We start from the raw sequence: 26,605 nt of genomic DNA on the forward strand, positions 1-26,605 counted from the left end.
CCTTAGTTGTTGAGGTCGTTGATCAAATGGGCGCCCTTAGCTGGACCGTGCGCAATCGTGCCAGAGAAGAAGCCCTCATCTAGGAGGTCGTCGAGGACGTCCCGGGCATGTAATTCCGAGGAACACAACAGCGCGCAGGTGGGTCCGGAACCGGACACCACCGCAGCTAGTGCTCCCGCGCGTTGTCCCCGTTCAAGAGTACGGGCAATATCGGGGCGCAGGTTGGTCGCTGGCCCCTGCAGGTCATTGATCAGGTGCTTGGCTAGCTCTCCAGCCTGTCCAGTCATCAACGCATGCGCAAGATCGGCAGTCTCAATCGAGGGATCAAGCTGGTGGCCTTGGGTCCGGAGTTCGTCGAGCCGACTAAAAACCTGCGGGGTCGAGAGACCTTCCTTGGAAAACACCAAGGCCCAGTGATACTGCCCACGGGAGAGCATCGGGGTGAGCCTTTCCCCGCGTCCGGTTCCAAGCATGGTGCCGCCACGCAGACTAAAGGGAACGTCTGATCCCAATACCGCCGCCAGATCATCGAGAATCTCCGGCGCCAGGGCGGGCATAGTTTCACTAATGAGCGCATGAGTGGCCACCAGTGCAGCCGCGGCATCCGCGGAACCTCCGGCCATACCACCGGCGGTAGGGATACCCTTGTGAATCCGAATGCGCACCCGGGGAAGATGAGTCAGACCATGAACTCGGCGATAATAATCCACGAGCGTATCGACGCCCCGCCAGGCCAGATTCGTTGCATCCCTTGGCACCGAGGCAGCATCGAGGCCGCTTACGGTCAGCCCGACTACGATGCTGCCTTCAGAAAGCGCTACGAAGTCTTCGTCATCGACCTCCAAGGTGAGTGTGTCTGAAAGACTCAAGGACTGAAAGACCGTGACCAACTCGTGGTAGCCGTCTGGACGAGCGTCGCCGACGCCTAGGTGCAGGTTGACCTTGCCGTGTGCCTTGGCAGAGATCTCTCTCATGAATCGACTCCGGCTAGGTGCACAAAATCAGCAACCGAAAGTCGCTCGCCGCGCAGCTGCGGATCGATGCCCGCGGCAGCGAGTGCTTCCCCAGCCGCAGCTGGGGAACCGTAGTAGCCAGCCAATGCGGCGCGCAGGGTCTTTCGACGCTGGGCGAATGCAGCATCGACGATCGGGAACACACGCGCTCTGGCCTCGGCGTCGATCGGCCACGGCTCAGAGCCGGGGAGGAAACGATCAATACGCACCAAGCCAGATTCAATTTTAGGCGCGGGCCAGAAGACATTGCGTCCGATGGAGCCAGCGCGCCGGACATCACCATAGAAAGCGGCCTTGACGCTGGGTACACCATAAATCTTCGATCCGGGCACGGCAGCAAGACGGTCAGCAACCTCGGCTTGGACCATCACCAACACTCGGCGAATGCTCGGGAAGGTGGCGAGAAAATGCAGCAGCACTGGGACAGAGACGTTATAGGGCAGATTGGCCACCAAGGCGGTGGGCGTATCCAGGTCCTCTGCGCTGATTCGAAGTGCGTCTTTTTCTACTACCCTCAAGCGATCAGCGAATGGCGCTGCTCGGTTTTCTACCGTGGCGGGCAGCTCAGCGGCCAGGCGGGAGTCAATCTCCACGGCAGTGACCCGCTCCACGGTATCGAGTAAGGCCAAGGTCAAGGACCCTAGTCCGGGGCCAATTTCGACAACGTGCTCATCTGGGCTTAAGTCAGCGGCGGCAACGATCCGTCGCACGGTATTGGGGTCATGAACGAAATTCTGGCCGAGCTTTTTGGTCGGCGACACACCGAGCCGCTCTGCCATGGAACGGATCTCCACGGGGCCGAGGAGATCGGCGGAATCGGCTGGGTCAACGCTGGAGGTCATAGCCTCCAATCTAGACCACTAAGGGCGCTATTCCTGATTCCTCGATGGGCAAGGCCTAGAGGTAGTGGCCAATCGATGAGTCAAGCTGACTAGTCAAAATCCGCGCTAGGTTCCGGATTCGGAACCTAGCGCGGACTACTATCTCAACAATTACCAGAGCTGACCTGGCAGGAAGCTGCTTAACGCAGACCCATCTTGGCGGTGCAGGCGGGCCAAGCGCCCCAGCCCTGTCCGGCCTGAACCTTGGAAGCAACAGCAATTTGCTGCTCACGAGTGGCCTGGTAGGCGTAAGGAGCGTAGTCCCCGCCGCCATAAGCGCTCCACGTTGAAGGAGAGAACTGTAGGCCACCATGGAAACCATTGCCGGTGTTGATTGACCAGTTTCCACCGGATTCGCACTGCGCGAGGGTGTCCCACACGCTGCCGCCAGCTACTGAGGCAGCTGCGGCCGCTGCCGGGGCGACCATAGTGCCGCGTGCGATGGTTCCAGCAACCGCCGGAGTGAGCTCAACCTCGGAGATAACCTCGCGGTTGGTCTCAATTCCATTAACCGTGGTGATCCGGTTAGTCAGTTCCTTAGAACCTGGGGCGCCTGCTTCGATGACCGTTTCGGTGCCTTCGAGAGAGTCTGGGTCATCAACGAAAGTCGGTTCAACAGTGAACTCGGCTAGTTCGGTTTCTTCGGTGATGTTGACTCGGTCAACCTGAACCTTGATGTTGTTGACCAGTTTAGTATCCAGCGGCAGGTTGACGGTGTCGTGCTCGCCCAGTTCAATCCCGCGGTCCTCGAGCAAATCACCGACAGTGCTGGCGGCGATCTCGGTGTAGGTAACCTGTCCGCCATCGCTCACGGAGACGATCTTCGGGGTGGTGACGTCAAGGCGCATGCCATCGGTGAGCTTGGTGTCGCCGTCTTCGGCAACGAGTGCTCCCGGGACAACGTCATCGAGCTCGCCGATGAGGTCTTCAACGGTCAGCGCAGTAGAGGTGACATCGGTGGGGGTGCCATCGATAACCACGGCGACCGGCTTGGCGGTACGAACGGTGATCGTGGCGTCATCATCGAGTGATTCGCTGGGAGCTGGGTAGACCAGATCCTGCTCGTCGATGTCAACGCCGGCAGCCTCGAGCGCGCCGTTAACGTCGCCGGAGTAGGTGGCTAGCTCAATGAGCTCGCCATTGACGTCGACAATGACGTCCTTCTGTACACCAACGGCAACAACGCCGCCGATGATCAGGGTGCCAACGACTCCGCCAGCGACCAGGCGCTTGGGAGTAGCTGAGGTGGAGTTGATCCGCTTGTTTCGTGAAGAGGAATTAAGTCCCATAGGGCTGTTTCTGTCTCTGTCTCACTCGGGGATTCGGTTGTCGATCACAATACGATAACAGTAAGACAACGTCCAGAAAACCGGGAATCTTCTCCCTGACCTCCTAGGGGAAGCGGAAAGAGCCCTATGGTCACGGCCATGTTCACCTTTTGGTCATGTGAGCAAGATCACTTGCCGATGGCGTAGACCTCGTCAAACGTGCGGGAAAGTTCCGCAGCTAGCTCGGCGGGCTCCATCCCGCGCGCCTGCGCGACACACAAAGCGGTGTGCCCGATCAAAGACGGTTCATTGCGAGCGCCACGAAATGGCTCTGGCGTCATATAAGGAGCATCAGTTTCGATGAGCAGTTGACCTGGTGGAGCAATGCGCGCAGCCTCCCGCAGCTCTAGGTTTCGTTTAAACGTGACATTCCCAGCAAAGCTGAGCACATAGCCGGCGGCTAGGGCTTCTTGTGCCACCGGCAGCGGCGAGGAAAAGCAGTGGAGGATGGTCTGACGGGGACGCGGGGCGTCGGCAAGCACGCGCATCAGGTCTTCATCTGCCTCGCGATTATGAATCATCAGCGCCTTACCGGAAGACACCGCCAGATCGATGTGCCAGCGCAAAGCCTCTTCTTGGACCGCTAACGGGGCCGTGCGCTCTGGATCATGGGTGATCCAATAACTATCCAACCCAGTCTCCCCCACCGCCACGCACTTCGGATCCGCTGCCATCTCAGTAAGCCGAGTCTTTGCCTGCTCATCCAATTCATGAGCGCGAGTCGGGTGGATCGCACACGCGGCAAATACGCGCTCATGATGATGCGCAGCAGCCAGCGCTTGCTCTGCTTCCGCCAGCCCATCGCCGACGGTGCAGATCTTCTCCACGCCTGCGGCCACCGCGCGCTCCACGATCGCGGCAACTTCTGCTGGGGTTGCCGCACCCGCAGAAGCTAGGTGAGTATGCGCGTCAACGATCCCAGGGATAGTTTCGGCCGGGACAGGAATAGGACGAGGCTTCTTCTTCGACATGGGTGCCCATTCTAGCCTCGATGGCGCTTAGACTGACCTGTCATGAGCCCTGGATTATGGGAGACCGCCGCGCTGCTGCGCACCGCAGAATTCACCGACCTAAGCCACCATTTCGCTCCGGACCAACCGCGATTTCCTGGTGATCCAGATGCCACGCTCACCCGGCTTAGCGACGCCGCGTCTGACGGCTTCACCATCGATCAGCATTGTTTTGTGGGTCCTTGGGGCACCCATGTCGATGCCCCGGCGCATGTCGATCCAGCCGGGCGCACACTCAGCGAGATTTCCCCGAGAGATTCCATCCTGCCGCTGGTGGTACTAGACCTCAGTGCAGAAGCTGCTGCCAACCCAGACGTAGAGCTCTCCCCTACTCATCTGCATTCTTGGGAAGCGATCCACGGCCAGATTCCGGCTGGTTCTTTCGTCGCGCTGCGCACAGATTGGTCCCTACGATGGGATAGCGGACAGATGTATGACACCGATTCCCAAGGCCACCGACATTCCCCTGGGTGGAGTGTGGCTGCGTTGCAGCTTCTGCATCAACGGCAAGTTATTGCCATCGGCCATGAGACTCTCGACGCCGATCCCGGCGCGAGTGTCGAACTAGCGCAGTTTCCTGCCCAGCGCTGGTGGTTAGAACACGATCATTGGCAGATCGAGGCGTTGACCAATCTGGCTGCCTTACCTGCCACCGGAGCGCTGATCATCGCCACGTGGCCAGTTCCCCGCGATGGGGTGGCCTTTCCCGCCCGTGCATGTGCACTTGTGCTTCCTTAAATCGCACTTCCCACCGACTAGAGTGTGGACACCCTCGCAATACCAGCGCCGAATCCCCGGAGGACACCAAGGACCATGCAGCTACGCAGCTCTGCTGAAAGCACCCGAACAAGCGCAGTAATCCTCAGCGCGATTGTGGTCTTTGGCGTGTCCCTGCGTACCGCGGTGGCAGCCCAGGGCTGGTTCTACTGGGATGATCTCACCCTCTATGCCCAAGCCCGCTCCTTCGATTCCCCATCAGTTGAGCTGCTCCTGCGCAACCATGATGGCCACCTCATGCCCGGCGCTTGGCTGATCGAGTGGATCCTGGCAACCTTTGCACCGCTGAACTGGCCGGTAGCAGTGGCAGTGTTGGCGCTGCTCCAACTCAGCGCGGCCGCCTCGGTGGCCTGGCTGAGTTGGGTGCTGTGCGCACGGGCCGGATCAGTCGCTCCTTGGGCAGCACTTCCGTTATCTCTCTACCTACTCACCCCGCTGACGCTGCCCTCGACTACCTGGTTGGCCACCGCGGTCAACACCATGCCCCTGCACGCAGCTATCGCGTTGACCCTTGCTCATTGTGTGCTGGCGCTGCGCAGTCGAACCCCGTGGCGCCACCTCACGATCGCGGCATTGGCGCTGTCTATCGGACTGCTCTTTTCTGAACGAGCGTTATTTGCCGGACCAATCGTGGTGGCGATGCTGGTATGTTTTTGCGCTGCCTCGGCAACGCTACGCTCCCAATTCAGAGCGATTGCCCGCATCGCAGTAGTACTGGCTATCCCGACTGTGACCTGGGCTGGGGTCTATTTCGCCACTATTGGAGATCCCCGGACTAGTGCAGCTGGGGAGAGCACATTTGAGCTTTTCACCAGTGGTTATCTTCGATCTCTCCTGCCTACCGTGGCTGGTGGTCCGTGGCACTGGGAGCGGTGGCATCCTTCTCCACCGTGGGCTGAAGCCCCGGTGGCCGCACTAGTTTTGGGCGCTTTAGCAGTGGTCGGCATTGCTATCTGGACCGCCCGGCGCCGAGTGCGTGATCTCGTGGTGTGGTTGCCGGTCGTGTGCTATCCGGTGATGCCCTTGCTGGCATTGGCACTAGCTCGCAGCGGACCTAGTGCCACCGAAGAAATCACTCAGACCTTGCGACATTTCTCCGAGGTGGCGGTATTGGCAGCGGCGGCGACCGCGTTCCTGCTTTCTCGTCCGACACCGGAAAAGGCCCACCCACTGCCCCGGCCTATCGCGCTATCCCTTGGCTCAGCTGTCGCGGCAGCCTATCTAGTCTCCACTGCGATAAGCACTATCTCCTATGCCCATAGCTGGTCAGAACAACCTGCTCGAGAGTATTTCCACACCCTCCGCGAGGAATTGACGGAACGGGCGGAACAAGAAGAACCCATCCTCGATCAGGCGGTAGCACTCGATGTCTTATTGCCGGTGGTCTACCCGGATAATATGCTCTCCCGTCTGATCGGTGGACTCGATGATGTCCCAGAAATCGGCGATTGGACCACCGATCCGGTGCTCATCGACGGCGAGGGCACGTTGATTCCGTCCGAGTTAATGCCCTTGCGAGCCACGGTCCCTGGTACCCAGCCTGATTGCGGCGTTCTTGTTGGCCCCGAAGGCGAATCAATAGCGCTCGATGGTCCGCTGCTTGGGCGCGATTGGGTTGTACGTTTCAATTATTTCGCTGATCAGGCTGGCACAGTGAGCTTGGCGTTAGACGGCGAGGAAGTAGAAGTGCCAGTTCAGGCTGGGTTGTCTCAGCTTCATGTCCATGTGCTCGGCGGTGGACAAGAGTTGCGGGTAACTCCTGGCGGTGGGATCAACCAATTATGTGTGGGGCGCAGCGAGATCGGACTACTCGCAGCGTCCTAGCTACCGGTCCTGGCTAGCCGGCACTAGCCCCGGCTGGCCAGCGCGAAGGGCAGAACTTGACGACCGGTTACCTCCGCTAGTGCCACTCCGGCAACGGTCACTGACCAGCCGGTATCAACCAGATCGGTGACCAAGAGAATCGGCCCATCGCTGAACTCCGCACCAGTGAACACAGACAAATCCCACTGCCCCAGCAGACCTGCGACTCGGTAGGCAGAGTTTTGAGCTGCGACCTCCTGCGCGCCAGCACGAACTGGCAGCAGTCCGCCAAAATTCATCTGGCCTACACCTGCGATCGCTTCCGCCGTGGCTGCCACTAATTCTGTGGTGGCCGGCTCAGTGGATCCTAGGGCGATGACGGTCCCTGGCCGTTGTGTCCACTCCCACGTGGCCAAGACTTCCACGATGCTCGGCAGCCACGTGTCCTGACGCCAATTGTGGACTGGGCGCCAAGTTTTCTCGGCCAAGAGTTCTCTCAATGCCGGGCCACGGGCGATGTCATTGAGCCGGCCCAACGCCCGCCCGGGCTCCAAGCCCTTGATTTTTCCCCGAACGCTGATGCCTGTTGGCCATTGTTTGCGAGCGGCCAGCTGCACTCCTGGGGCATTGAGGCTTCCAGAAATAGTGTTGGCCATCTGTTCATCGACCAATTCGGTTGGCCGGTTGCCTGTGCAGTTATCGCAACGCCCACAATCGACCATGGCTTCATTGTCATCGAGTTGTCGACGCAGAAAGAGCATTCGGCAGCCAGTAGTGGACTGATAATCCAGCATTGCCTGCTGCTCTTGTTGCCTAGCCTGACGCAGACCTAAGTAGCGCTGAGCGTCATAATGCCATTCGCTGCCAGTGCTTATCCACCCACCTTGAACCCGGCGAACTACTCCGTCAACGTCCAAAACCTTGAGCACCTGTTCAAGGCGAGATCGACTGAGATCCACCTGTGCTTCGAGTCGAACCGTGGATTGTGCTTGGTCGTTGAGTACTCCCAGCAGCTGGCGAACGACGGCTTCTCCGGGAAAAGAGATTGAGGCGAAATACTCCCAAATCTCACGATCCTCCGCACCCGGCAGCAAGATCACCTCTGCCCGATCGGTACCACGCCCGGCGCGACCGATCTGCTGATAGTAGGACACCGGTGAGCCAGGGGCACCGAGGTGGACCACGAACCCCAAGTCGGGTTTATCAAAGCCCATGCCCAGCGCCGAGGTAGCCACGAGCGCTTTGAGCTCATTGCCCAGGAGAGCTTGTTCCAGGCGTGCTCGTTCTTCGGCCTCGGTCCGGCCGGTATAGGCCGCGACATTCCACCCAGCTGATTCCAGCGCCTGAGCTAGATCTTCGGCTGCTGCAACGGTAAGACAGTAGATGATGCCAGAACCGCTCAATTGCGCCAGCTGAGTAGCTAGCCAGGCTGGTCTAGCAGTGGTATCCGGTAGCGAGACTACCGATAGGTGCAGCGATTCTCGGTCGAGCCCACCACGCAGAAGCCCAGTATGAGCACCCAACTGGGATTGCACATCAGCAACGACTCGGTCATTTGCAGTGGCAGTGGTAGCTAAGACGGGAACGCCCTCTCGGAGCCCAGCCAAAAGATCCCTAATCCGGCGATAGTCTGGACGAAAATCATGGCCCCAGTCAGAGATGCAATGCGCCTCATCGACGACGATCATGCCGACAGACTCTGCCAATCTTGGCAATACCTCATCGCGAAAACCTGGGTTATTGAGCCGTTCTGGAGAAATCAGCAGCACGTCAATCTCTCCGGCTGCGACCTGTTGTTGAATCTGCTGCCACTGCGTCATATTCGCACTATTGAGCGTGGCTGCCTTAATACCCGCACGCTCAGCGGCAGCAACCTGGTTGCGCATCAAGGCCAACAATGGAGAAATAATCAGCGATGCCCCGGCTCCGCGTTCCCGCAGTAGCTTGGCGGCAATGAAATAGACGGCTGATTTTCCCCAACCCGTGCGCTGAACAACCAGCATTCGGCGGCGCTGATTAACCAGTGCATCAATAGCGGTCCATTGGTCATCGCGCAGCGAAGCACCTGGACCGGCGATTCCGGCGAGTAGTTGGTCTGCCTGAACTCTGGTGGCCTGATCAACGATATCCATGCCCCCACCTAACACTATGCCCCGGACACCAACAGGTCTCCGGGGCAGATGGATCTAGCGCTATCTCACACTAGCCCTGAACTGGGGCCCATTCTGGGCCCGTCTCGCCTAGTTCAGGATCAAGCTTCTGGATCAACGGCTTCGGCTTGGCTAAGACGGTACCGGGGACGACGTCGATACGCTTCCACGCAGCTTGCTGGGTAGCGTAGTCGCCGGTGATGACAGGGTAGGACACCCCGGCCTCAGGCAGACCGACGCCGACCAGCTCGACGGGCATATCATCGACAACTTCCTTGATCTCTGGGCTAGCAGCCCAAACACCCTCTCGTCCGAGGGTCTCGTGGACCTGTTGAGCGATATGCGGAAGGTAGGGAGTCAGCAAGACATTGCAGTCAGAGACCACCTGCAGAGCCGTCCAGAGGACGGTTCCCAGACGCTCACGCTGCGATTCGTCCTTGGCCAGTTTCCACGGCTCTTGCTCCGCGATATAAGCATTAGCCTCACCCACTACGTGCATGGCCGCGGTGATGCCAGCTTTGAACTTCGACTGTGCCAAGGACTGTCCGACGCTGTCGAAACTTTCGGCCGCGAGATCCAGGATCCGCTGATCAGATTCAGTCAATGCTCCCGGCACTGGGACCTGGCCGAAATTCTTGTATGCCATGGAGACCGTGCGATTGACGAGGTTGCCCCAGCCGTTGGCCAACTCATTGTTGACGCGGCGGACGAACTCATCCCAGGTGAAGTCAGTGTCGGTGTTTTCCGGTCCCGCCACCGCAATGAAGTAGCGCAGCGGGTCAGGTCCAAACTCTGCCAAGAAATCCTTGACGTAGATGACCACGCCTTTGGAAGATGAGAACTTGGAACCAGACATGGTCAAAAACTCGCTGGAGACGACCTCCGTGGGCAAATTGATCTCGCCGTATTTGTGGAGCTGGCCGCCCTTGGCACCCTTGCCCGCGTAGCCGAGCAGCTCGGCCGGCCAAATCTGGGAGTGGAAAGTGATGTTGTCTTTGCCCATGAAGTAATAACCGGCAGCCTCTGGGTCGCACCACCACTTGCGCCAAGCCTCCGGATCACCGGATCGCCAGGCCCACTCGATGGAGGAGGACAGGTAACCAATGACTGCGTCGAACCAGACGTAGAGCTTCTTAGCGTTGTCATCGGCCCAACCATCCACCGGGATGGGCACTCCCCAGTCAATGTCACGAGTCATTGCCCGCGGGCGCAGATCCTCGAGCAGGTTCAGGGAGAACTTCAGTACATTCGGGCGCCAGTCTTCGCGGCCACGCAGCCACTGGCCAAGGGAATCCGCCAGGGAGGGAAGATCAAGCAGGAAGTGCTCAGTCTCCACAAACTTCGGGGTCTCGCCGTTGATCTTGGATACCGGGTTGATCAGATCAGCTGGGTCGAGCTGGTTTCCACAGTTGTCACACTGGTCGCCGCGAGCGCCATCGGCGCCACACAGTGGGCAGGTGCCCTCAATGTAGCGATCGGGCAACGTGCGCCCAGTCGAAGGAGATACCGCACCCATGGTGGTCTCTCGGATCATATAACCGTTGTCATAGAGTCCGGTGAACAATTCCTGGACCACCGAGTAGTGGTTACGAGTGGTGGTACGAGTGAACAAGTCATAAGACAGGCCCAGACCTGCCAGGTCTTCGACGATCTGGCGGTTATAGCGATCTGCTAGTTCCCGAACGGTTACACCCTCTTTGTCCGCCTGCACCAATAGCGGGGTGCCGTGCTCATCGGTCCCGGAGATCATGAGGACCTCACTGCCGATCATTCGCTGATAGCGGGCGAAAACATCGGAGGGAACGCCGAAACCGGCGACATGTCCGATATGACGGGGGCCGTTGGCATACGGCCAGGCAACGGAAACAAGAACAGACTGGGTCATGGGTTACACCTTATTTGATCGGGCCCTGCTGCTTGCGTTCGGCCAAGCGCTCTTTGCGTCGAGTCTTCTGTTCTTCTGCTCGCAGGTGCTCGGAATAGATCCGTCGTTCCCTAGCCAATTGAGTAGCAAATGCCTTCTGGGAACGGTAGTCGACATAGACCACGTCGTCTTTTAGATCTTTGACCAGAGCAAACATGAGACCGATGATCACCAAGAGGAAAGGACTGGCGGCGATAATCGTAATGCTCTGCAGGTTGGGCAACGCAGAATCGCCCGAGATCAGCATCACCATGCCGATGATGGCAGTCAGAAGGCCCCACGTTGCCGAGACAATCGGGGTCGCGTTGGTCCGGCCACCCTGAGAAAGGGTGCCCATAACAGTCGAAGCGGAGTCAGCGGAAGTAATAAAGAAGGTCGAGAGCAAAATCATGGCGAGAATGCCCATGATCGCGCCACCGGGCAGGCTCTGCAGGAGGCTAAACAGCTGAGTCTCAGCGCTACCGTCGCCCCAAATTGAGTCACCGTTTTGTTCGAAGACAATGGCAGTGCCACCAAAAATAGAGAACCAGATAACCGAGACCATGGCAGGAGCGACCAAGACGCCAACAGTGAATTCACGGATTGTACGGCCCCGTGAGATCCGGGCGAGGAACATACCGACGAACGGGGACCAAGAAATCCACCAGGCCCAGTAGAAGATGGTCCATGATCCGAGCCATTCGCCGGCAGTACCATCGGCGGAGATCGCGGTACGGCCAGCCATATCGAAGAACTGGCTAAAGTAGCTGGCCACGGAGCTGGGAAGCAGGTTCAGCACGGAGACGGTCGGACCAAGAATAAACACGAAGATAGCCAAGAGAGCGGCCATCACCATGTTCGCATTCGATACGTACTGGATGCCCTTGCCTACGCCTGAAAGTGCGGAAACTAGGAAAGCGAGAGTAAGTACGCCGACGATGCCGACGATCGTCCACGTACCGGGAGAATCAATAATCCCGGAAGCTGAAAGGCCTGCCCGGATCTGAATAGCTCCCACGCCCAAAGAGGTCGCAGTACCGAATACGGTAGCCACGATGGCCAGAACGTCAATGAGCTTGCCCCAGAAGCCTTCGGCCTTACGCTTACCCAACAGTGGCACGAAAGCCGATGAGATCAACTGACGACGACCCCGACGGAAGGTCGAGTAGGCAATGGCTAGGCCGACGATGGCGTAAATCGCCCACGGATGGAGAGTCCAGTGGAACAGCGCAGAGGCCATCGCGGTTCCGACTTCATTGGGTTCGTGCCCTGGAACCCCATCGCGATAGAACGTCAACGGTTCGCTGGCACCATAGAACATCAGACCGATGCCCATACCGGCGGCGAACATCATCGCGATCCAAGAAACGGTTCTAAACTCAGGTTCCTCGTCATCGCCACCGAGTTTGATACTTCCGAACTTCGTCGTGGCAACAACGATCATGAAGCCAACGAACACAGTTCCAAAGAATACGAACGCCCAACCGAGGTTTTCAATAACGAAAGACAGAGCATTAGCCGCGAAATTCTCGAAACTAGTCGGTGAGGCAATCCCCCAGCCCACAACCGCCAAAATGACCGCAGCTGCGGGAGCCACGATAAACCAGTCGATCTTTGCTTTGCCCCGATCTGCTACCTCAATAGCAGAAGCAGAGGTGTCGTCTACATGCTCACCTATGACGTCGGCATCCGACATCATCGTGGCCAACTGTTCAGTTGCCGAGGAATGTTCAGGATTGGTCATGGAACTAACCTTCACCCATTTTATCCACAAGCAACAAACAGAAAGGCTGCACTTAGCGGGTAACCGCCTTGAGAGACCTCCCCTGTGATTAGCCAGCGCACGGGCTTTGCGCACGTCAAAGAAGTTTCGTTAACCTAAGCTCACGATGTCATAACGATTGTCCATCTTGTGATCTATCTCGCGGATAAGACCGCTTCATAGAGCTCACGATTGGATACTCCCCGACCTGCAGCCGTCTGCCGGCAAGCATCTTTTAGCCGCATACCCTCGGTCACCAATGCTTCCACCGCTGGAACCAAAGACTCTGCATCGACGTCCTCAGGGGTCCCGCCTTCTAGAACTACTGTGATTTCTCCTTTGACCCCTGCTGCAGCCCAATCCGCTAACTCCGGAAGTGTGCCCCGACGTACCTCTTCATAGGTCTTAGTCAATTCTCGGCAGACTGCCGCACGGCGGGTGCTACCCAGAACATCTGCAGCGTCTTTTAACGTATCTGCCAACCGATGTGGGGACTCGAAAAAGCAGGCAGCCCGGGGTTCGGTTCGCAGCGACTCCAACCATTCCCGGCGCGCACCAGACTTGCGGGGCGCGAAACCATCAAAGATGAACCGTCCCACCGGCAACCCAGACAGAGCTAGCGCCGTCGGCACCGCAGAAGGGCCAGGAAGGCAGGTGACGGGAACGCCGTTGTCATGAGCGACGTCGACAAGCGAGAACCCCGGATCAGAGACCAACGGCATTCCGGCATCACTGACCACCAGTACGGTGCCCGTGCGCGCTGCCTCGAGCAGCTGCTGGGCCCGACTTTGTTCGTTGTGATCAAAGTTGGAGACCACCCGCCCGCCGATTTCCACTCCCAAGGCAGTGGCAAGCCCACGTAAACGACGGGTGTCTTCGGCGGCGATGACATCCGCTTCAGCCAATGCTTGGCGCAGACGCGGGGAAGCATCCCCGACATTGCCTAGTGGGGTCGCGGCTAACACCACACCGCGCGGAAGAGAATCGACCTGTGACATGCCTTGTACCCTAGACTCTCTTTCGTGAGCACCGCTATCGACGTCGACGAACGCCAATCTCCGCGATTTGCGGAACAAGTCCGTCCGATTTCCCCTAGAGCACTGGGTTGGACACGCTCAGACACCATCAGCACGCTGGTAATTGCGATTCTCGCGATCTTTACCCGCTTTGTGGGTCTCAGTAGCGTGGTAGCCACCGGCACTCCAGTTTTTGATGAGAAGCACTATGTCCCGCAAGCATGGGATATGGTTCGCTCCCAGATAAATCCACTGATCGGGGGTATCGAATCCAACCCTGGTTATGGTTTGGTCGTTCACCCGCCTTTGGCTAAGCAGATCATCGCATTCGGCGAGTGGCTCTTTGGCTATTCTCCGATGGGCTGGCGGTTTATGACCGCGCTTTTTGGAGCAGCCACCGTCGTGATGACCATGTTATTGGTTCGCCGAATCGCCGGTACCTGGCAGGTCGCCGTTTTCGCGGGACTACTCGCAGTGGTCGACGGAGTGTTGTTGGTAGGTTCCCGCTTCGGCATGCTGGATATTCTCCAGGTATTTTTCATCGTCGCTGCTGCTTTCGCCTTGGCCTGTGACCACGAGCAGATGCGAGCTCGCATCCACCACGCCTATACCGAAGGACTATTGGGCGATTCGGTCTTCGGCCCCCGCTTTGGTTTCCGGTGGTGGCGGTTCATCGCGGGTGTCTCGCTGGGGTTGGCGCTGGGAGTTAAATGGTCTGGCCTGTACTACATCGCCTTTTTTGGCCTGATGAGTGTCTTCCTCGATCTGGCGTTACGACGCCGCTATGGCGTTGACCGTTTCATCACCGGAACGCTAGTCCGTGATGTGCTCCCGGCATTGGCTTCCCTCGTACTGGTGCCAATAATGCTCTACTTGTGGGCATGGCGAGCATGGTTTTCCTCTGAGACCTCTGTCTACCGTCATGCTTTGGCCGACGGGACCATCGAGGCATCCTCTTGGCTACAACGGCTGCCAGAATCCATCGCCGGATTCATTTACTACCATGCCTCGGTGCTGGAATTTCATGCCTCATTGACTACCTCAGGTGGCCATTCCCACCCCTGGGATTCCAAACCATGGTCCTGGCTGGCAGCCACCAGACCAATCCTCTATTTTTCCTCCACCGATTTAGAATGCGGCGCTGATCAGTGCCGTCGGATGGTTTACCTCTTCGGTACCCCCGCGATCTGGTGGCTGACGGTACCCATCTTGGCCTGGGGGATCTGGTGCTTAATCATCCGCAAAGACCGTCGGTTCCTCATCCCAATTGTTGCCTTCGCCGCCGGCTTCTTGCCGTGGTTGGCTGGCTATGACCGCCAGATGTATTTCTTCTATGCCACCGCGTTGGCACCATTTATTATCGCGCTCATCGCGCTTACGCTCGGCCAGTTACATGGCCGAGGTCGGCAAATCAGCCCTGCATGGATCCGTCGTTTGGCCGGTGGCTCAATCACTTGGGGGACCATGGCAGTCATCGTCTACCTATCGTTGGCGGTAGCGATGTTCCTCTATTGGTCACCCATCTTCTACGGATATCTGATCCCGGAGAACTGGTACCAATCATTGATGTGGCTGCCTAGCTGGACCTGATTTGGATTGGCAGGGCTAGACCGGGTTTGCTCCTAGTTCCCGCCATCCTGCACGCAGGCGGGAATACCCATAATCATTCAACCAGGTCCAGCTCAGCGCCATCAAGGTGCCTAGCAGCAGCAGCAGGCCCAAAACCTGTCCTTCTTCCACCGTGCCCACGATGATGTCTCGGACCAAGAATCCGAATTTAAAGGTCCACAATGCCCCCATCATCGGCATGAGACCAGCAACCAATCGAGGCTTCCAGGCAGCAGCCAACAGCGACAACGCTATCGCCAGACGGTAGGCAGCAGCATCAATGAGCAGGTTGGCTGAGGTGGGATCGGCCCCCGGATCAATGGTGGCCCCGTCCGCGGCCTCCGGGACCAAGCCTCCGGCGTCACCGAGTAATTGCACCGCCCAGAACACCCAGATAAAGCTAACCAGCACCAAGACAATTCTGCCCAGCGCCAACCCCAAAGCTCGGGTATTCGCGGTGCGCCGCCATTCTGGTTCTACTCCGGCAATAATGATCTCTGACAGATCAGGAGGGCTCATCCCACTATCTGCGGGTTCCCCAAAACTGAGTGTTCGGCTCAGCATTAGTGAGTTATCCCAGAACCTTCGACACTGCTCGCATTCTGCTAAGTGTGCGTCCACCACATCATCGGGCAGTGGAGAAGGTTCTCGATCTATTCTGGCGGAAAGTGCTGCCTGTACTTGTTCATGATCAACCACGGGACAACACCCCATCTAGGCTTGCTCGACCTGGGCCAAAGACGACGATCATCAGCAAAGCGATGATGATGACTAAGGGGTACTCCACTCCCCCATCGACGACGAAGAAACCCTCACTCAAGTGCACAAACCACACGGCTGCCAGCATCAGTAGAGCCAACGTGGCTGCCACGAAAGTGGTCAGCAGTCCTACGACCAACAAAGCCCCACCAACGAGCTCACTAGCCATGACGAGATAAGCCGATAGCTTTGGCTGCGGGACCCCCCAAGCACTGAACTGACCAGTGGTCTCTGTCAGGCCGGTCAAAAAGGCCTTGTCCCAGCCATGCGCGATGAACACGGTACCTAGGACTAGGCGCAGCAGCAGCAGCGCAGCATCCCTTACGGCCGGTTTATCCATGTCGATTAGACTACCCTGAACGCCGATACCAAGGAGTATGTCGTGTTGATCAATTCACCTCTCGGTCCACTCACCCTCGAGGCCAGCCACATCGGCCTTCGCCGAGTTAGTTTCGGCGGATCCGGCACCGGCTCAAGCCCTCTGCTCGAGGAAGCCGCCAGCCAGCTCGGCGAGTATTTCGCAGGGAAACGTCTCCACTTTGATTTAGCCCTGGATGCTTCCACCCAAGGCTTTCGCGCTGAGGTACAAACTGCGCTGAGCGATATTGGCTACGGGAAAGCCGTGTCTTATTCGCAGCTGGCTGCTACCTGTGGATATGAGCGGGCGGTAAGAGCGGTGGGAAGCGCCTGCGCTAATAATCCCCTATTAATCATCCGCCCTTGTCATCGGGTACTTCGCGCTGATGGCTCTATCGGCGGATACGCCGGAGGGCCCGAGGCCAAACGCTGGTTATTGGAACACGAGCAACGCGTTGCTGGGAACCTCTCGATAGCGGAGACAGTCCAATAGCAGTATGGAGCCCATCATGATTGAAAGCACACCCAATCTCGTCCTCGGCGAAGACGGCTTAGCCCGGCCTCTTTGGGCCAGCACCAACCAGCTGCTGCGTGATTATTATGACCACGAATGGGGCCTGCCGATCTATGACGAAGCCGAGCTATTTGAAAGGCTCAGCCTCGAGGCTTTCCAAGCCGGACTGTCCTGGGAACTGGTATTGCGCAAACGCCCGGCGTTTAGAAGCGCATTCGCAGATTTCGACCCAGACGAGGTAGCCACTTTCGATAATGCGGATATCGAACGATTGTGTTCGGAGCCTGCCATCATCCGCAATCGCCGCAAGATCGAAGCCGTGATCAACAATGCCCGAGCCACCATTGATCTCCGCGAGCATGGAGGTCTTTCACAACTGATCTGGTCGCACCGGCCAGCGGAGACTCCGATGCCAGTTCTCGCCTCCGATATCCCCACTCAATCGCCAGAATCACAGGCCCTGGCCCGAGCGTTGAAAAGCCACGGTTTCACCTTTGTTGGCCCCACCACCATGTTTGCGCTGATGGGGGCCATCGGGGTGGTAGATATCCATCTACTTGGGGCTCATCGCCGCGGTAGCTCTGGGGTGTGGAGATAACTCAATCGATCTGCTGGGAAACAGATCTCCACGGCTCAGAGGCCGAATCCTCTGCCCAGGTCTTTAGAGCCAACCCAGTTCTCGGGCGCGAGTAAATGCTCCAAAACGGTTCTGAGCACCGACCTTATTCATAGCTTGGGAAAGATAATTGCGGGTTGTACCGGGTGCTAGATGTGCAGAAGCTGCGATATCTTCCACACTTTTTCCTTGGCCCGCCAGCTCTAGAAGCTCTTCTTCGCGTTCAGTCAGTGGTGAAGCACCTGCGCTGATGGTCATAGCGGCAAGCTCTGGATCGATGTAGCGCCTCCCCGAGTGAACACCGCGGATAGCGGTAGCAAATTCTTCTGCGGTGGAAGTCTTGGGTAGAAAACCCAAGATGCCATTAGCCAGCGCTCGTTTCAGTTGGCGAGGTCTGGCATAACTGGTCACGATCAGCACCGGGAGGTTTGCACTAAGGTTGCGCAATGCTACCGCGGTATCAATGCCATCAATGCCGCCCAATTTTAGATCTAGGACGCAGACGTCAGCGGTGTTATCTCCTGCTCTCAATCGGCTATTCCACCAGGTGATAATTTCTTCTCCTGAACCACGAGTACAAACCACCTCCAGATCATCTTCCAACCCGAGCAGCGTACTAAGAGAACTGGCGACAAGGGATTCATCATCAGCGATGGCAATAGAGATCATGAGCTAATAGCCCTTTCTGAGATGATTCGAACAGTAAAGTGATCTCCTTCGTGCTCCACAAGCAACGAAGTTCCCGCAGCTTCGGCACGTTGACGCAGTGCGCTCAGACCAGACAAGGTTCCGATGGGGCTTTGTACTCCATTATTTGTCACCCGGACCTCTTTCGCCCCGAGATATAAGTCAACCGTGGTTGCATCAGAATGACGCAACACATTGGTGGTAGCTTCACGCACTAGCCACGCAGACAACGCCCGTTGAGGTCCCAACACTTCAGAGATCTCACCGTGGGTATGCACCGTGATGTGTGCATCGCTGAGCAAACTACGCGCGCCTTCTATCTCCGTAGCCAAGTTGATAGATCGATAGCCATGCACGACTTCTCGCATTTGCGACATAGAGATGCGCGTGAGCTGCTGTAATTCACGCAGTTCGCCTTCAATACGCTTATCTCCTCGCCTGGCTAGCGCGAGTGCAAGCTCAGATTTTAGTGATATAGCAGCGAGATGTTGGCCCAGAGTGTCATGCAACTCCTGGGAAAAGCGCAGGCGTTCCTCGGTAACACGCAAAGATGCTTCCAGCTCGCGGGATCGTTCTACCTCTTTCATAATGTTGACTGTCCATATCGAGAGAGACACTGTGAGAGTCACAAACAGCGGGATCAGCCACCAGATATATAGCTGCGGGGTAGTCAACTGAGCCACGAATCCTACAAGTGCGGTGAGCACAATACTGACTATCCAACGGTAGCTAAACCACGGGATATAGCCCACGGAAAGAGCAAAGAGAGAGACCAACGAGATTGTGATTGCTGATGGTTGATCTATCCAAGAAAAGGCCAGATTCTGCAAGATCAGCGAGCCCACCAAACCAAGCATGGTGACAGCTAATCCAACTCGGAAAATGGGTTCCACCGGACGCTTTACCTCAGTGTTGAGGTCTGGATGATACTGATAAACCAGAATGACGAAAACTAGAATTCCGACCACATAGGAGCTGGTTAGAGCAATATGCCAGCCGAAAACCTGTCGCTCAGCAGCAGCGCGAAGAGAGCCAATAGCCACTGCCACCGGAATGATCTGCAAAGATATCCGCGTATATGAGGCGTATTTAGCTACATTGTCGAGACCCCGCCATCTCCGCAGCGGAGAAATCAGGCCATTGAGCCGAGTGGAGTGGGAATCAATCATCAGAATCCTCTGTTAGCGGTGAGTATCCCAGCGCATGTACTGGCGAGTAACGGCAACAGTTAGCACTGTCCAACCCAGAATTATCAGCAGTGGCTGGACTGAATGTTCCAGCACACCAGCAAAACTCCAAGCCTCTGCGCCAGCTAATGAATCACTGAAAGTAGCTCCCGCCCAACCCAGTTGCACTAGATCACTGATCGCAGCAAATGGGGTGTAGTTGACCATGCTAGCTAGGATGCTGTCACCGAACATCGGCCGAAGAGCTCCCAAACCAAGGATTGCTACCGTGATCACCGGCATAGAGGTTAGCTGTGCGGCTTCAGCATTGCGGGTAAATCCACTCGTAGCAAAGGCCAGTGCACTAGCTAGAATCAGTCCAAGGACCACTGCCAACGCAAGTGGGATGAGATTGACAGGTGCAGGGGCGCCCATGATCATGAGCAGCGGAACGATCACGATGGTGAACACGATGCTCAGCAGTGCCCCGGGAATACAAATTGCGCCAAGGATTTCCCAATCCCGGGCCTCACCCGTGCGCAAGCGTTTGAGTACCCGTTCATCCCGACGAGTGGTCACCATCGATAACACCGTGTAGAACTGCACGAACAATAATGTGTACAACACAAAAATATCGATGGTGTTGGCGGCCTCTACCGCACCCCTTGAGCCGATACTAAACAACACAAGTGGAATGCCCACAGGGAATATGGTGGCCATAAATAGAATGGTTTTGTTCCGACGAAATTGTAACCATTCAGCTGTCCCCAAAGCACGAACACGAGAAAACGCAGTACGTGGTGAGGATCGATCGAGAGTTTCGGTAGTCATATCAAATTCTCCTAAGTCTGTCGCTGGTTAAAACGAAGTGGCGGCAGCGCCTGCAACTTTCATAAACACTGATTCCAGGGTTGCAGGGTGGGCGGCAAAGTCCGGTAGATCAATACTGTTGGCCGCGGACCATTGAAGCAGCTCTAATGTGTGCATTTGGAGTTGCGCAGTGGTGATGACCACGCGGCTATTCTCGTGACTCACCGTTGCCCCAGAAAGCACTGGAAGTTTTGGCATTGGTTGGGTGCCAACGCTAAAGCTAATTTCCGAGCGAACTTGACTCACCAATTCGGAAAGCGTCCCTTCGAGGACGATTTCGCCGGAATTCATAATGGCTAGACGATCAGCTAGAAATTCTGCTTCTTCCAGATAATGAGTGGTCAGGAGCATAGTCACACCACGATTTTTTAAAGCGAGTAGCAACTCCCAGGTCTTTCGGCGTGACTCTGGATCAAGGCCAGTTGTTGGTTCATCGAGAAAGAGAATCGAAGGATCGCCAAGTAACGCGCAGGCTAAGTCAAGCCGGCGTTGCTCTCCGCCCGAAAGCGCGCCAACCCTCACGTCTACGCGGTGGGTGAGATCGACGTCGCTAAGGACGTCGCAAATTCTTCTTGGGTGTGTACAGGTGCCGTGCCACATCTGCATGGTTTCTTGCACAGTCAACTGCGACGGCAGCCCGCCAGATTGCAGCATAATGCCCAATTCAGGACGTAATGCTGCCCGATCGGCGATGGGGTCTAGATCATGGATACGCACTTCGCCGGTTGAGGGACTAGCCAAACCTTCGGCTACTTCAAGGGTGGAGGTTTTACCCGCACCATTGGTGCCCAATAGACCGAAGACTTCCCCACTGTGGACTTGGAAGCTCAAGTTCTTTACGGCCTCATATGTCTTTTTGCCTGTGTCGTAGGTACGCGAGAGGCCGACGACATCGATCGCAGTCTGGGTGTTTGTCATAGCAACAATCCTGCCCTATACGCATCGTTGCTGTTAGAGCCATATGTCAAGACTTGGCCACCGGTCTGTCATACCGAAGAGATGACAAATGTCATCAGCCTTGATCATCTATCGCTTCCCTGCTTCTTAACAGCAGTTACTAGCCCTACCGCGTCGGAGAGAAAGCACACCCCAAGAGATACCAAGCTGAGAGAACACGTGAGTCTGCGCTAGGTCTAGGTCGCGATGACCAGCGCTGACTCGAGTTCTCAGATCTGAGGTGACCCCGGCAGCAGTTATCGGCCATATGTCCTTGAAACAACCTAGGAATCTCCAGTGTTTCTGCCACACCAGATCCGAGGCTGATCGAGCAGATAGTTGCTTTGAGCTTAACCGTGAAGTCAATGAAACCCGCGGGCACAGCGGCCACCATCGTCAGCTTTAATACGAGGGCCTGGGCACCATCAGCGGAAAGAAAAAGAGTGGAGCTATGGGGAATCGAACCCCAGACCTTCGCATTGCGAACGCGACGCTCTACCAACTGAGCTATAGCCCCTTAACCATCTAAGGCACTTTTACACGTTACGCCTACGATCTCGTTCCTAGAAAATCGCAGGCGCTAAAGAGACGCTCTAGCTGGCTCGGCGACTATCTCCGAAGCGACGGCTGCGGATATCAAAGCGGCGATCGACGCGAGGAGGCTCCTGCTCGGTCTCGAAGTGTGCGTCAGTGACCGGGAGGTATTCAAAGTCCGGTGACTCATCATCGAGCTCTAGCACCACTGCACCCGGCCGGCGAAGGTTGCGCGGAATAGCGAGTTCTTCATCGGCGGAATTGCGCACTCCGAGGCGAGCACGACGCAGTTGACGTACTCGACGCAAACGCAGAGCTTCTTCTGCTCGGACCTGATTGCGCAAGGCAACTAGATACATGACGGTAGCCGCCAGTGCGAGTACCGGCAGTGACCAGGCCCAGCCACCGAGGATAAAGCCCAGTGCCACTGTTACCACCGTGGCAACGACTAGACCGATTAAGGTGCGCTGGCGGCGCTGATAACGACTGGTCGAATGCTCTGCGTCGGACACCGGATCCCAGCCGCCACGGCTACTGCGATGTTGGGCAAAGGCCAGCTCATCTTCAGAAAGATCATCGAGAGCTTCTTGGTCGTCTTCGCTTCGAGAAGCCTCGGAATCGGACGCGCTTGGCTCCGGCTGGTCAGCGTCCGAAGCCGGGTACATCAGGTCCGCTGGAGAGGTATAGGAATCGTCATAGTCATAAGTAGACTCCCGATCAAAATCCTCATCGTCGAGAATCTCAAGCTCAGCCGACTGCTCGTCTTCTAGTTCCGAATCAGTGTCGTGGGTGTGCGAAGCGTTGAGTTCGTGGACGATTCCACCATCAATGATCTCCTCGGCCGGCTCCTCAGATTTCCGAGAGAACACACCTTTAATCGCATTTGCGGCGGCGAAGCCACTGGAAGGCTGCGAATCTTCAATCAGGACATCATCTTCCGCGTCAACGACCTCATAGTCATCACTGCGTTCATCGGTAGAGCGATGAACATCTGAGGACGACAACCGCGGGCGTCGACGAACGGGAAGCTCACCGGAGCCACCCTCGTAGAGAACTCGGGTGTCATCGAAGGCTTCGCCAGCCTTACTGATCGGCTTTTGGCCACGAAGCAGTAGCGGAGCGAGGACAAAAAGCCACACCACGATGATCAGGACGATTATCAGGCTTCCGGACACAGGTCGTGCCACCTTCCGGAGACGGGGATGGGAATGGCATCCAGAGTAACTGCCTGTGGTGGATACCTTCTATTCCCACGCCGACCCACCGGGGCTAAATGCCCAATTGAGCAGATTTCAGCGCAGTCTTCCAGCACGGCGCAACCGAGCAGTACAAGACTCGGGGTAATCCTCAACCGTCTGCCCGACATAATGATGATCTTGCCACCGACCATTGATGTGGAGGTTTTTGCGGAGAAAACCCTCATCTCGGAAACCCACCAGTTGGAGAACTCGCCCGGAGGCGGGATTATCGGGCAAATAGGTCGCGGTAACCCGGTGCAGACCAATTCTGCGAAAAGCATGGTCAGTGCCTAATGCACAAGCTGCCGTGGCCACCCCGCGCCCCATATAGGCCGAATGAACCCAGTAGCCAATCCAACAATCTGAGACGCACCCATGCTGGATGCTGCCTAAAGTTACTTGGCCGGCGAAGTGGCCGTCGAGTTCAATGACCAACGCAATCAATTGGCCTTGGGCGGCGGCGTGCCGCAGGCCAAGTAGGTTATTCCACCACGCAGAGGTGGAATGAGCCAGCTCCCAGGTGCCACCGACGGTGGGCTCCACGGGGCGTAGAAAAGACTCATCGAGGATGCGCTGCTCACGCCACGCCTGACCATCGCCACGAACAAGTGGGCGCAGTCGAATACGGCCCCCATCCGCCAAAGTCACGGTGGGAGTAGATTCTGGCCACCCTGGATGAACAAGGTCGCGAGGGCCACTAGCTGGCCTTCTAAAATTGTGGATGGCCTGGCCGAATGGATCGAGCAACTAGGCCCCCTGGGACAAGAACATAACCTCGACTACGTCGCCGGGACGGATCTCAGTGACGTCCTCGGGCACGCGGATCATGGCATTGGCCTCTGCTAAACCTGCCAATAGGTGAGCTGGTGCGCCCGCGGCACCACCAAGGCCTTCGACCAGATAATCGTGGGTTTCAGCATCCCGCATCAGCCGAGCCCGAATAAATCCTCGACGCCCATCCCGAGATGAGATGTGGTTGAGTGCTCGGGCACGAACAACTCGTCGATTAGAATTTCTCTTGCCCAGTGACATCCGGATTAATGGCCGAATAAATACCTCAAAAGTCACCAAGGCAGAGACCGGATTGGCCGGTAACAAAAATACTGGTACTCGTTCCTCGCCTAGCAGCCCGAAACCCTGAACAGAGCCAGGGTGCATGGCCACACGCGAGGTATCGATCTCACCCAATTCTTCCAATACCTGCCGGAAAATCTCAGAGCCGGAACCGCCCACCGCGCCAGCGATAACGATTACTTCGCTGCGCAAGATCTGTGCTTCCACGATTTCGCGGAGTCGGCGAGGTTCGCCTGCAGCGATGCCCACCCGATAAACATCCGCACCAGCTTCACGTCCGGCAGCAGCTAGTGAATAAGAGTTGACGTCAAAGACTTGTCCAAGTCCGGGTTCCCGATCAATATCGACGAGCTCTCGGCCCACCGAAATCACAGACATCCGTGGCCGCGGGTAGACCAGCACCTTACTGCGACCCACCGCAGCCAATAAGCCAATCTGAGCTGGTCCCAACACGGAGCCGGCAGTAACCGCTACATCTCCAGGGCGAATATCGTCCCCGGCACGGCGGGCAAAATCTCCAGAACGAACGACGCGCTGCGCAGTGACCCGGCGTTTGCCGCGATCGGTCCACTCCAACGGCAAGACGGCATCCGCCAACGTCGGCAACGGGGCACCGGTATGAACGCGCACCGCTTGTTTGGGTTGCAGGCGCAGGGGTTGCTGGGAGCCAGCGGCTACTTCTCCGACCACCGGAAGTGAACGCTCAATCGGCTCCACCGGGGCATCTGGGTCAGCAACTGGGCTACCTAGCCCTCGTTCACCGCCAACATCGACGGCACGAACCGCGTAGCCATCAATAGCGGCCTGCGAAAAGCCCGGCAATGCTCGAGTTGCTTGGACTTCCTCGGCACACATCAGGCCCAGTGCGTCCGCGATCGCGATGCGGACCGGCTCTGGGGTCACCGAGGCATCGGCGACCAACGCTAATTGCTGCTCAACGGATCGCACTGCTTCAGCCCCTTTCTGCTCAGCCTTGCTCAGATGCGGCAGCCAGGGCGTCATGCTCCGCGAGAATATCGGTGATGGACTTACGCAATGCCGGGCCATAGACCGGGTGGCTCAACCCGAAATCAACGCAGGCAGGAATATAGCCAGCCGGGTTGCCCAAGTCATGGCGCTTGCCTTCATGGATGACGATGTGGACTGGGTGACCTTCCTTGATCATCAGCTCAATAGCATCTGTCAGCTGCAGCTCACCACCCTTACCTGGTGTGATGCGCCTGAGAGCATCGAAAATGGCTCGATCAAGCAAGTAACGACCCGCTGCTACGAGAGTTGATGGTGCTTCTGATGCCTCTGGCTTTTCCACCATGCCGACGACCCGCTTAACGCTCTCAGCTGGCAAATCAACATCGGCGGAAATCTCTTGGATATCAAATACTCCGTAGTTAAATACTTCCTCCGGAGACACATTGAAGGCGCATAGTACGGAGCCGCCCAGTTCAGCGCGGACCTGCGCCATCTTCTCTAGGACGCCGACGGGAAGGACCAGATCATCTGGAAGCATGACGGCAACGACATCTTCGTCATCGTCCAAGACCTCTTCAGCCAAGCCAACGGCATGTCCTAAGCCCAGTGGCTTGTCTTGCTCTACGGCAACCGGGGTCATCAACTGCCCGGCGCGCTGCACCTTGGACACCTGCTCAAGCTTTCCTCGTTGGGTGAGGGTCTCCACCAGTTCTGGGAACTGACCGAAGTGCCCCAGCACCTCCTGTTTGTTCGGCGCAACGACCACGGCCATTCGGGAAACACCCAGTGCAGCAGCCTCCTCCGCTATCAATTCGATGCCGGGGGTATCTACCACCGGCAGCAACTCCTTAGGCACTGTCTTGGTGGCGGGGAGGAAACGCGTCCCCATCCCTGCAGCAGGGACAATGACAGTCTTCACGCCATGGGGGTGCGCGCTAAATGACAAGCTCATAAAGCCACACCATACCCGTCAACGCTCGGTGGTTGGCTAACCCCCGCCGCGGTTAGGGTGGAGCTATGGACACCCGGAAACGCAAGGCGCAATTGCGGGCACGTATTCAACAGGCCCGCCGCGAGATGACAGCCGATGAGATCCAACATGAAGATTCATCGATCATCGCGCATACTGCAGCACTATTGAGGTCGATGAGCCCCTCCGAGACCTCGGTGGCTGCCTATTCCCCACTCCCCGGCGAACCCGGCGGGCAGCTGCTTCTCGACGCCCTCCATGGTGAGGCATCTTCCCTCCTCCTTCCCATCTGCCTGCCTGGAAATATCCTGGATTGGGCTCAGTACCAGGGAAGATTGGCGCTGAACCCAGGAGTCCTGGGAATCGCAGAACCTGCGAGCCCCCGACTTGGCCCGGAGGCAATCAGCTCCTGCCGGCTCATCCTGATCCCTGCCCTTGGAGTCAGCCCAGAAGGGATCCGAATGGGCAAGGGCGGTGGTTATTACGATCGGGCGCTGGCGCAGCTAACGAAACTGGCTGATCCTCCGCGGACTGCTGTGCTGGTCTACAACGGAGAGATCAGGTCTGATGTACCGACTGAAGACCATGACGCAGCCGTCGACATGGCTATCACTCCCTCTGGGATCCGGACTTTTCATTAGCAGGGAACCTCATGTCGCCTAGT

Annotated in this window: 24 protein-coding genes, 1 tRNA gene and 1 pseudogene; 6 read left to right on the forward strand and 20 right to left on the reverse strand. The window is 57.2% G+C overall.

Going from position 1 to position 26,605, the window contains the following annotated elements; all coding sequences use genetic code 11:
- Positions 1 to 2: 2 nt before the first annotated feature.
- From C5L39_RS08815 to C5L39_RS08830, 4 genes are all read right to left on the reverse strand, one after another.
- On the reverse strand, positions 3 to 974 hold the full coding sequence (locus tag C5L39_RS08815; protein WP_123048510.1) for a 4-(cytidine 5'-diphospho)-2-C-methyl-D-erythritol kinase: 972 nt from the start codon (positions 972 to 974) through the stop codon (positions 3 to 5).
- A complete protein-coding gene (rsmA, locus tag C5L39_RS08820; RefSeq protein WP_123048511.1) occupies positions 971 to 1,855 on the reverse strand; it encodes a 16S rRNA (adenine(1518)-N(6)/adenine(1519)-N(6))-dimethyltransferase RsmA in 885 nt (294 codons plus the stop codon). The genes C5L39_RS08815 and rsmA overlap by 4 nt, the downstream gene beginning before the upstream one ends.
- A gap of 179 nt (positions 1,856 to 2,034) precedes the next feature.
- Positions 2,035 to 3,183 (reverse strand): resuscitation-promoting factor, encoded by a 1,149-nt coding sequence (locus C5L39_RS08825; protein WP_123048512.1) that lies wholly within the window; start codon positions 3,181 to 3,183, stop codon positions 2,035 to 2,037.
- 167 nt (positions 3,184 to 3,350) lie between these two features.
- The gene (locus C5L39_RS08830) at positions 3,351 to 4,193 is read right to left on the reverse strand and encodes a TatD family hydrolase (protein ID WP_123048513.1); all 843 of its coding nucleotides are present in this window, start codon (positions 4,191 to 4,193) and stop codon (positions 3,351 to 3,353) included.
- 42 nt (positions 4,194 to 4,235) lie between these two features.
- Between C5L39_RS08830 and C5L39_RS08835 the strand changes: the two genes are divergently transcribed.
- Positions 4,236 to 4,970: a cyclase family protein gene (locus C5L39_RS08835; protein ID WP_123048514.1), complete on the forward strand. Its 735-nt coding sequence runs from the start codon at positions 4,236 to 4,238 to the stop codon at positions 4,968 to 4,970.
- A gap of 75 nt (positions 4,971 to 5,045) precedes the next feature.
- Positions 5,046 to 6,833: a hypothetical protein gene (locus C5L39_RS08840; protein ID WP_123048515.1), complete on the forward strand. Its 1,788-nt coding sequence runs from the start codon at positions 5,046 to 5,048 to the stop codon at positions 6,831 to 6,833.
- 23 nt (positions 6,834 to 6,856) lie between these two features.
- Here C5L39_RS08840 and C5L39_RS08845 read toward each other — a convergent pair whose 3' ends face one another.
- From C5L39_RS08845 to rsmI, 4 genes are all read right to left on the reverse strand, one after another.
- Positions 6,857 to 8,944 (reverse strand): RecQ family ATP-dependent DNA helicase, encoded by a 2,088-nt coding sequence (locus C5L39_RS08845; protein WP_123048516.1) that lies wholly within the window; start codon positions 8,942 to 8,944, stop codon positions 6,857 to 6,859.
- A 70-nt stretch (positions 8,945 to 9,014) separates the two neighbouring features.
- Complete coding sequence (gene metG, locus C5L39_RS08850) at positions 9,015 to 10,847, reverse strand: methionine--tRNA ligase (protein WP_123048517.1); 1,833 nt, start codon at positions 10,845 to 10,847, stop codon at positions 9,015 to 9,017.
- A gap of 10 nt (positions 10,848 to 10,857) precedes the next feature.
- Complete coding sequence (locus tag C5L39_RS08855; RefSeq protein WP_123048518.1) at positions 10,858 to 12,609, reverse strand: BCCT family transporter; 1,752 nt, start codon at positions 12,607 to 12,609, stop codon at positions 10,858 to 10,860.
- 173 nt (positions 12,610 to 12,782) lie between these two features.
- The gene (gene rsmI, locus C5L39_RS08860) at positions 12,783 to 13,625 is read right to left on the reverse strand and encodes a 16S rRNA (cytidine(1402)-2'-O)-methyltransferase (protein ID WP_123048519.1); all 843 of its coding nucleotides are present in this window, start codon (positions 13,623 to 13,625) and stop codon (positions 12,783 to 12,785) included.
- Between the two features lie 24 nt (positions 13,626 to 13,649).
- On the opposite strand from rsmI, the gene C5L39_RS08865 reads away from it, so the two are divergent.
- Positions 13,650 to 15,233 carry a dolichyl-phosphate-mannose--protein mannosyltransferase gene (locus tag C5L39_RS08865; RefSeq protein WP_245974948.1) on the forward strand — a complete coding sequence of 528 codons (1,584 nt, stop codon included), beginning with the start codon at positions 13,650 to 13,652 and terminating at the stop codon, positions 15,231 to 15,233.
- Positions 15,234 to 15,248: 15 nt separating this feature from the next.
- Here the strand turns inward: C5L39_RS08865 and C5L39_RS08870 are convergent, their stop codons facing one another.
- The 3 genes and pseudogenes from C5L39_RS08870 to C5L39_RS08875 form a co-directional block, all read right to left on the reverse strand.
- Positions 15,249 to 15,770 (reverse strand): hypothetical protein, encoded by a 522-nt coding sequence (locus C5L39_RS08870; protein WP_245974961.1) that lies wholly within the window; start codon positions 15,768 to 15,770, stop codon positions 15,249 to 15,251.
- A gap of 78 nt (positions 15,771 to 15,848) precedes the next feature.
- A pseudogene (locus tag C5L39_RS10890) lies at positions 15,849 to 15,965 on the reverse strand (zf-HC2 domain-containing protein); the annotation flags it as partial.
- Positions 15,943 to 16,350 (reverse strand): DoxX family protein, encoded by a 408-nt coding sequence (locus C5L39_RS08875; RefSeq protein WP_123048522.1) that lies wholly within the window; start codon positions 16,348 to 16,350, stop codon positions 15,943 to 15,945. The gene C5L39_RS08875 and the pseudogene C5L39_RS10890, both read right to left, overlap by 23 nt.
- A gap of 42 nt (positions 16,351 to 16,392) precedes the next feature.
- Here C5L39_RS08875 and C5L39_RS08880 point away from each other — a divergent pair, with 42 nt between their 5' ends.
- Both C5L39_RS08880 and C5L39_RS08885 read left to right on the forward strand, forming a co-directional pair.
- Positions 16,393 to 16,860, forward strand: coding sequence for a methylated-DNA--[protein]-cysteine S-methyltransferase (locus C5L39_RS08880; protein ID WP_245974949.1), 468 nt, complete (start codon positions 16,393 to 16,395; stop codon positions 16,858 to 16,860).
- Between the two features lie 16 nt (positions 16,861 to 16,876).
- Positions 16,877 to 17,479, forward strand: a complete 603-nt coding sequence (locus C5L39_RS08885; RefSeq protein WP_123048627.1) for a DNA-3-methyladenine glycosylase I — start codon at positions 16,877 to 16,879, stop codon at positions 17,477 to 17,479.
- 63 nt (positions 17,480 to 17,542) lie between these two features.
- Here C5L39_RS08885 and C5L39_RS08890 read toward each other — a convergent pair whose 3' ends face one another.
- The 9 genes from C5L39_RS08890 to C5L39_RS08930 all read right to left on the reverse strand — a co-directional run bounded on the left by C5L39_RS08890 (position 17,543) and on the right by C5L39_RS08930 (position 25,923).
- On the reverse strand, positions 17,543 to 18,166 hold the full coding sequence (locus tag C5L39_RS08890; protein WP_123048523.1) for a response regulator transcription factor: 624 nt from the start codon (positions 18,164 to 18,166) through the stop codon (positions 17,543 to 17,545).
- A complete protein-coding gene (locus C5L39_RS08895; protein ID WP_123048524.1) occupies positions 18,163 to 19,353 on the reverse strand; it encodes a sensor histidine kinase in 1,191 nt (396 codons plus the stop codon). Before C5L39_RS08895 ends, C5L39_RS08890 begins: the two co-directional genes overlap by 4 nt.
- Before the next feature lie 12 nt (positions 19,354 to 19,365).
- Complete coding sequence (locus tag C5L39_RS08900; RefSeq protein ID WP_123048525.1) at positions 19,366 to 20,181, reverse strand: ABC transporter permease; 816 nt, start codon at positions 20,179 to 20,181, stop codon at positions 19,366 to 19,368.
- 27 nt (positions 20,182 to 20,208) lie between these two features.
- On the reverse strand, positions 20,209 to 21,138 hold the full coding sequence (locus C5L39_RS08905; protein WP_123048526.1) for an ABC transporter ATP-binding protein: 930 nt from the start codon (positions 21,136 to 21,138) through the stop codon (positions 20,209 to 20,211).
- A gap of 462 nt (positions 21,139 to 21,600) precedes the next feature.
- A tRNA-Ala gene (locus C5L39_RS08910) sits at positions 21,601 to 21,673 on the reverse strand.
- Positions 21,674 to 21,749: 76 nt separating this feature from the next.
- Positions 21,750 to 22,865: a divisome protein SepX/GlpR gene (gene sepX / locus C5L39_RS08915; RefSeq protein ID WP_123048527.1), complete on the reverse strand. Its 1,116-nt coding sequence runs from the start codon at positions 22,863 to 22,865 to the stop codon at positions 21,750 to 21,752.
- 117 nt (positions 22,866 to 22,982) lie between these two features.
- Positions 22,983 to 23,675, reverse strand: a complete 693-nt coding sequence (locus C5L39_RS08920) for a GNAT family N-acetyltransferase (protein WP_123048528.1) — start codon at positions 23,673 to 23,675, stop codon at positions 22,983 to 22,985.
- On the reverse strand, positions 23,676 to 24,950 hold the full coding sequence (gene glp / locus C5L39_RS08925; protein WP_123048529.1) for a molybdotransferase-like divisome protein Glp: 1,275 nt from the start codon (positions 24,948 to 24,950) through the stop codon (positions 23,676 to 23,678).
- Between the two features lie 19 nt (positions 24,951 to 24,969).
- The gene (locus C5L39_RS08930) at positions 24,970 to 25,923 is read right to left on the reverse strand and encodes a UTP--glucose-1-phosphate uridylyltransferase (RefSeq protein ID WP_123048530.1); all 954 of its coding nucleotides are present in this window, start codon (positions 25,921 to 25,923) and stop codon (positions 24,970 to 24,972) included.
- Positions 25,924 to 25,988: 65 nt separating this feature from the next.
- Here C5L39_RS08930 and C5L39_RS08935 point away from each other — a divergent pair, with 65 nt between their 5' ends.
- The gene (locus C5L39_RS08935) at positions 25,989 to 26,582 is read left to right on the forward strand and encodes a 5-formyltetrahydrofolate cyclo-ligase (RefSeq protein ID WP_123048531.1); all 594 of its coding nucleotides are present in this window, start codon (positions 25,989 to 25,991) and stop codon (positions 26,580 to 26,582) included.
- The last annotated feature ends 23 nt before the right edge of the window (positions 26,583 to 26,605 follow it).

It is taken from the genome of Corynebacterium alimapuense (assembly GCF_003716585.1).
Classification (GTDB): Bacteria; Actinomycetota; Actinomycetes; order Mycobacteriales; family Mycobacteriaceae; genus Corynebacterium; species Corynebacterium alimapuense.

What these genes read in the sequence shown, in the direction of transcription:
- C5L39_RS08815 (WP_123048510.1), bottom strand. Translation starts at nt 974, where the DNA reads ATGAGAGAGATCTCTGCCAAGGCACACGGCAAGGTCAACCTGCACCTA.
- rsmA (WP_123048511.1), bottom strand. Translation starts at nt 1,855, where the DNA reads ATGACCTCCAGCGTTGACCCAGCCGATTCCGCCGATCTCCTCGGCCCC.
- C5L39_RS08825 (WP_123048512.1), bottom strand. Translation starts at nt 3,183, where the DNA reads ATGGGACTTAATTCCTCTTCACGAAACAAGCGGATCAACTCCACCTCA.
- C5L39_RS08830 (WP_123048513.1), bottom strand. Translation starts at nt 4,193, where the DNA reads ATGTCGAAGAAGAAGCCTCGTCCTATTCCTGTCCCGGCCGAAACTATC.
- C5L39_RS08835 (WP_123048514.1), top strand. Translation starts at nt 4,236, where the DNA reads ATGAGCCCTGGATTATGGGAGACCGCCGCGCTGCTGCGCACCGCAGAA.
- C5L39_RS08840 (WP_123048515.1), top strand. Translation starts at nt 5,046, where the DNA reads ATGCAGCTACGCAGCTCTGCTGAAAGCACCCGAACAAGCGCAGTAATC.
- C5L39_RS08845 (WP_123048516.1), bottom strand. Translation starts at nt 8,944, where the DNA reads ATGGATATCGTTGATCAGGCCACCAGAGTTCAGGCAGACCAACTACTC.
- metG (WP_123048517.1), bottom strand. Translation starts at nt 10,847, where the DNA reads ATGACCCAGTCTGTTCTTGTTTCCGTTGCCTGGCCGTATGCCAACGGC.
- C5L39_RS08855 (WP_123048518.1), bottom strand. Translation starts at nt 12,609, where the DNA reads ATGACCAATCCTGAACATTCCTCGGCAACTGAACAGTTGGCCACGATG.
- rsmI (WP_123048519.1), bottom strand. Translation starts at nt 13,625, where the DNA reads ATGTCACAGGTCGATTCTCTTCCGCGCGGTGTGGTGTTAGCCGCGACC.
- C5L39_RS08870 (WP_245974961.1), bottom strand. Translation starts at nt 15,770, where the DNA reads ATGAGCCCTCCTGATCTGTCAGAGATCATTATTGCCGGAGTAGAACCA.
- C5L39_RS08875 (WP_123048522.1), bottom strand. Translation starts at nt 16,350, where the DNA reads ATGGATAAACCGGCCGTAAGGGATGCTGCGCTGCTGCTGCTGCGCCTA.
- C5L39_RS08885 (WP_123048627.1), top strand. Translation starts at nt 16,877, where the DNA reads ATGATTGAAAGCACACCCAATCTCGTCCTCGGCGAAGACGGCTTAGCC.
- C5L39_RS08890 (WP_123048523.1), bottom strand. Translation starts at nt 18,166, where the DNA reads ATGATCTCTATTGCCATCGCTGATGATGAATCCCTTGTCGCCAGTTCT.
- C5L39_RS08895 (WP_123048524.1), bottom strand. Translation starts at nt 19,353, where the DNA reads ATGATTGATTCCCACTCCACTCGGCTCAATGGCCTGATTTCTCCGCTG.
- C5L39_RS08900 (WP_123048525.1), bottom strand. Translation starts at nt 20,181, where the DNA reads ATGACTACCGAAACTCTCGATCGATCCTCACCACGTACTGCGTTTTCT.
- C5L39_RS08905 (WP_123048526.1), bottom strand. Translation starts at nt 21,138, where the DNA reads ATGACAAACACCCAGACTGCGATCGATGTCGTCGGCCTCTCGCGTACC.
- C5L39_RS08930 (WP_123048530.1), bottom strand. Translation starts at nt 25,923, where the DNA reads ATGAGCTTGTCATTTAGCGCGCACCCCCATGGCGTGAAGACTGTCATT.
- C5L39_RS08935 (WP_123048531.1), top strand. Translation starts at nt 25,989, where the DNA reads ATGGACACCCGGAAACGCAAGGCGCAATTGCGGGCACGTATTCAACAG.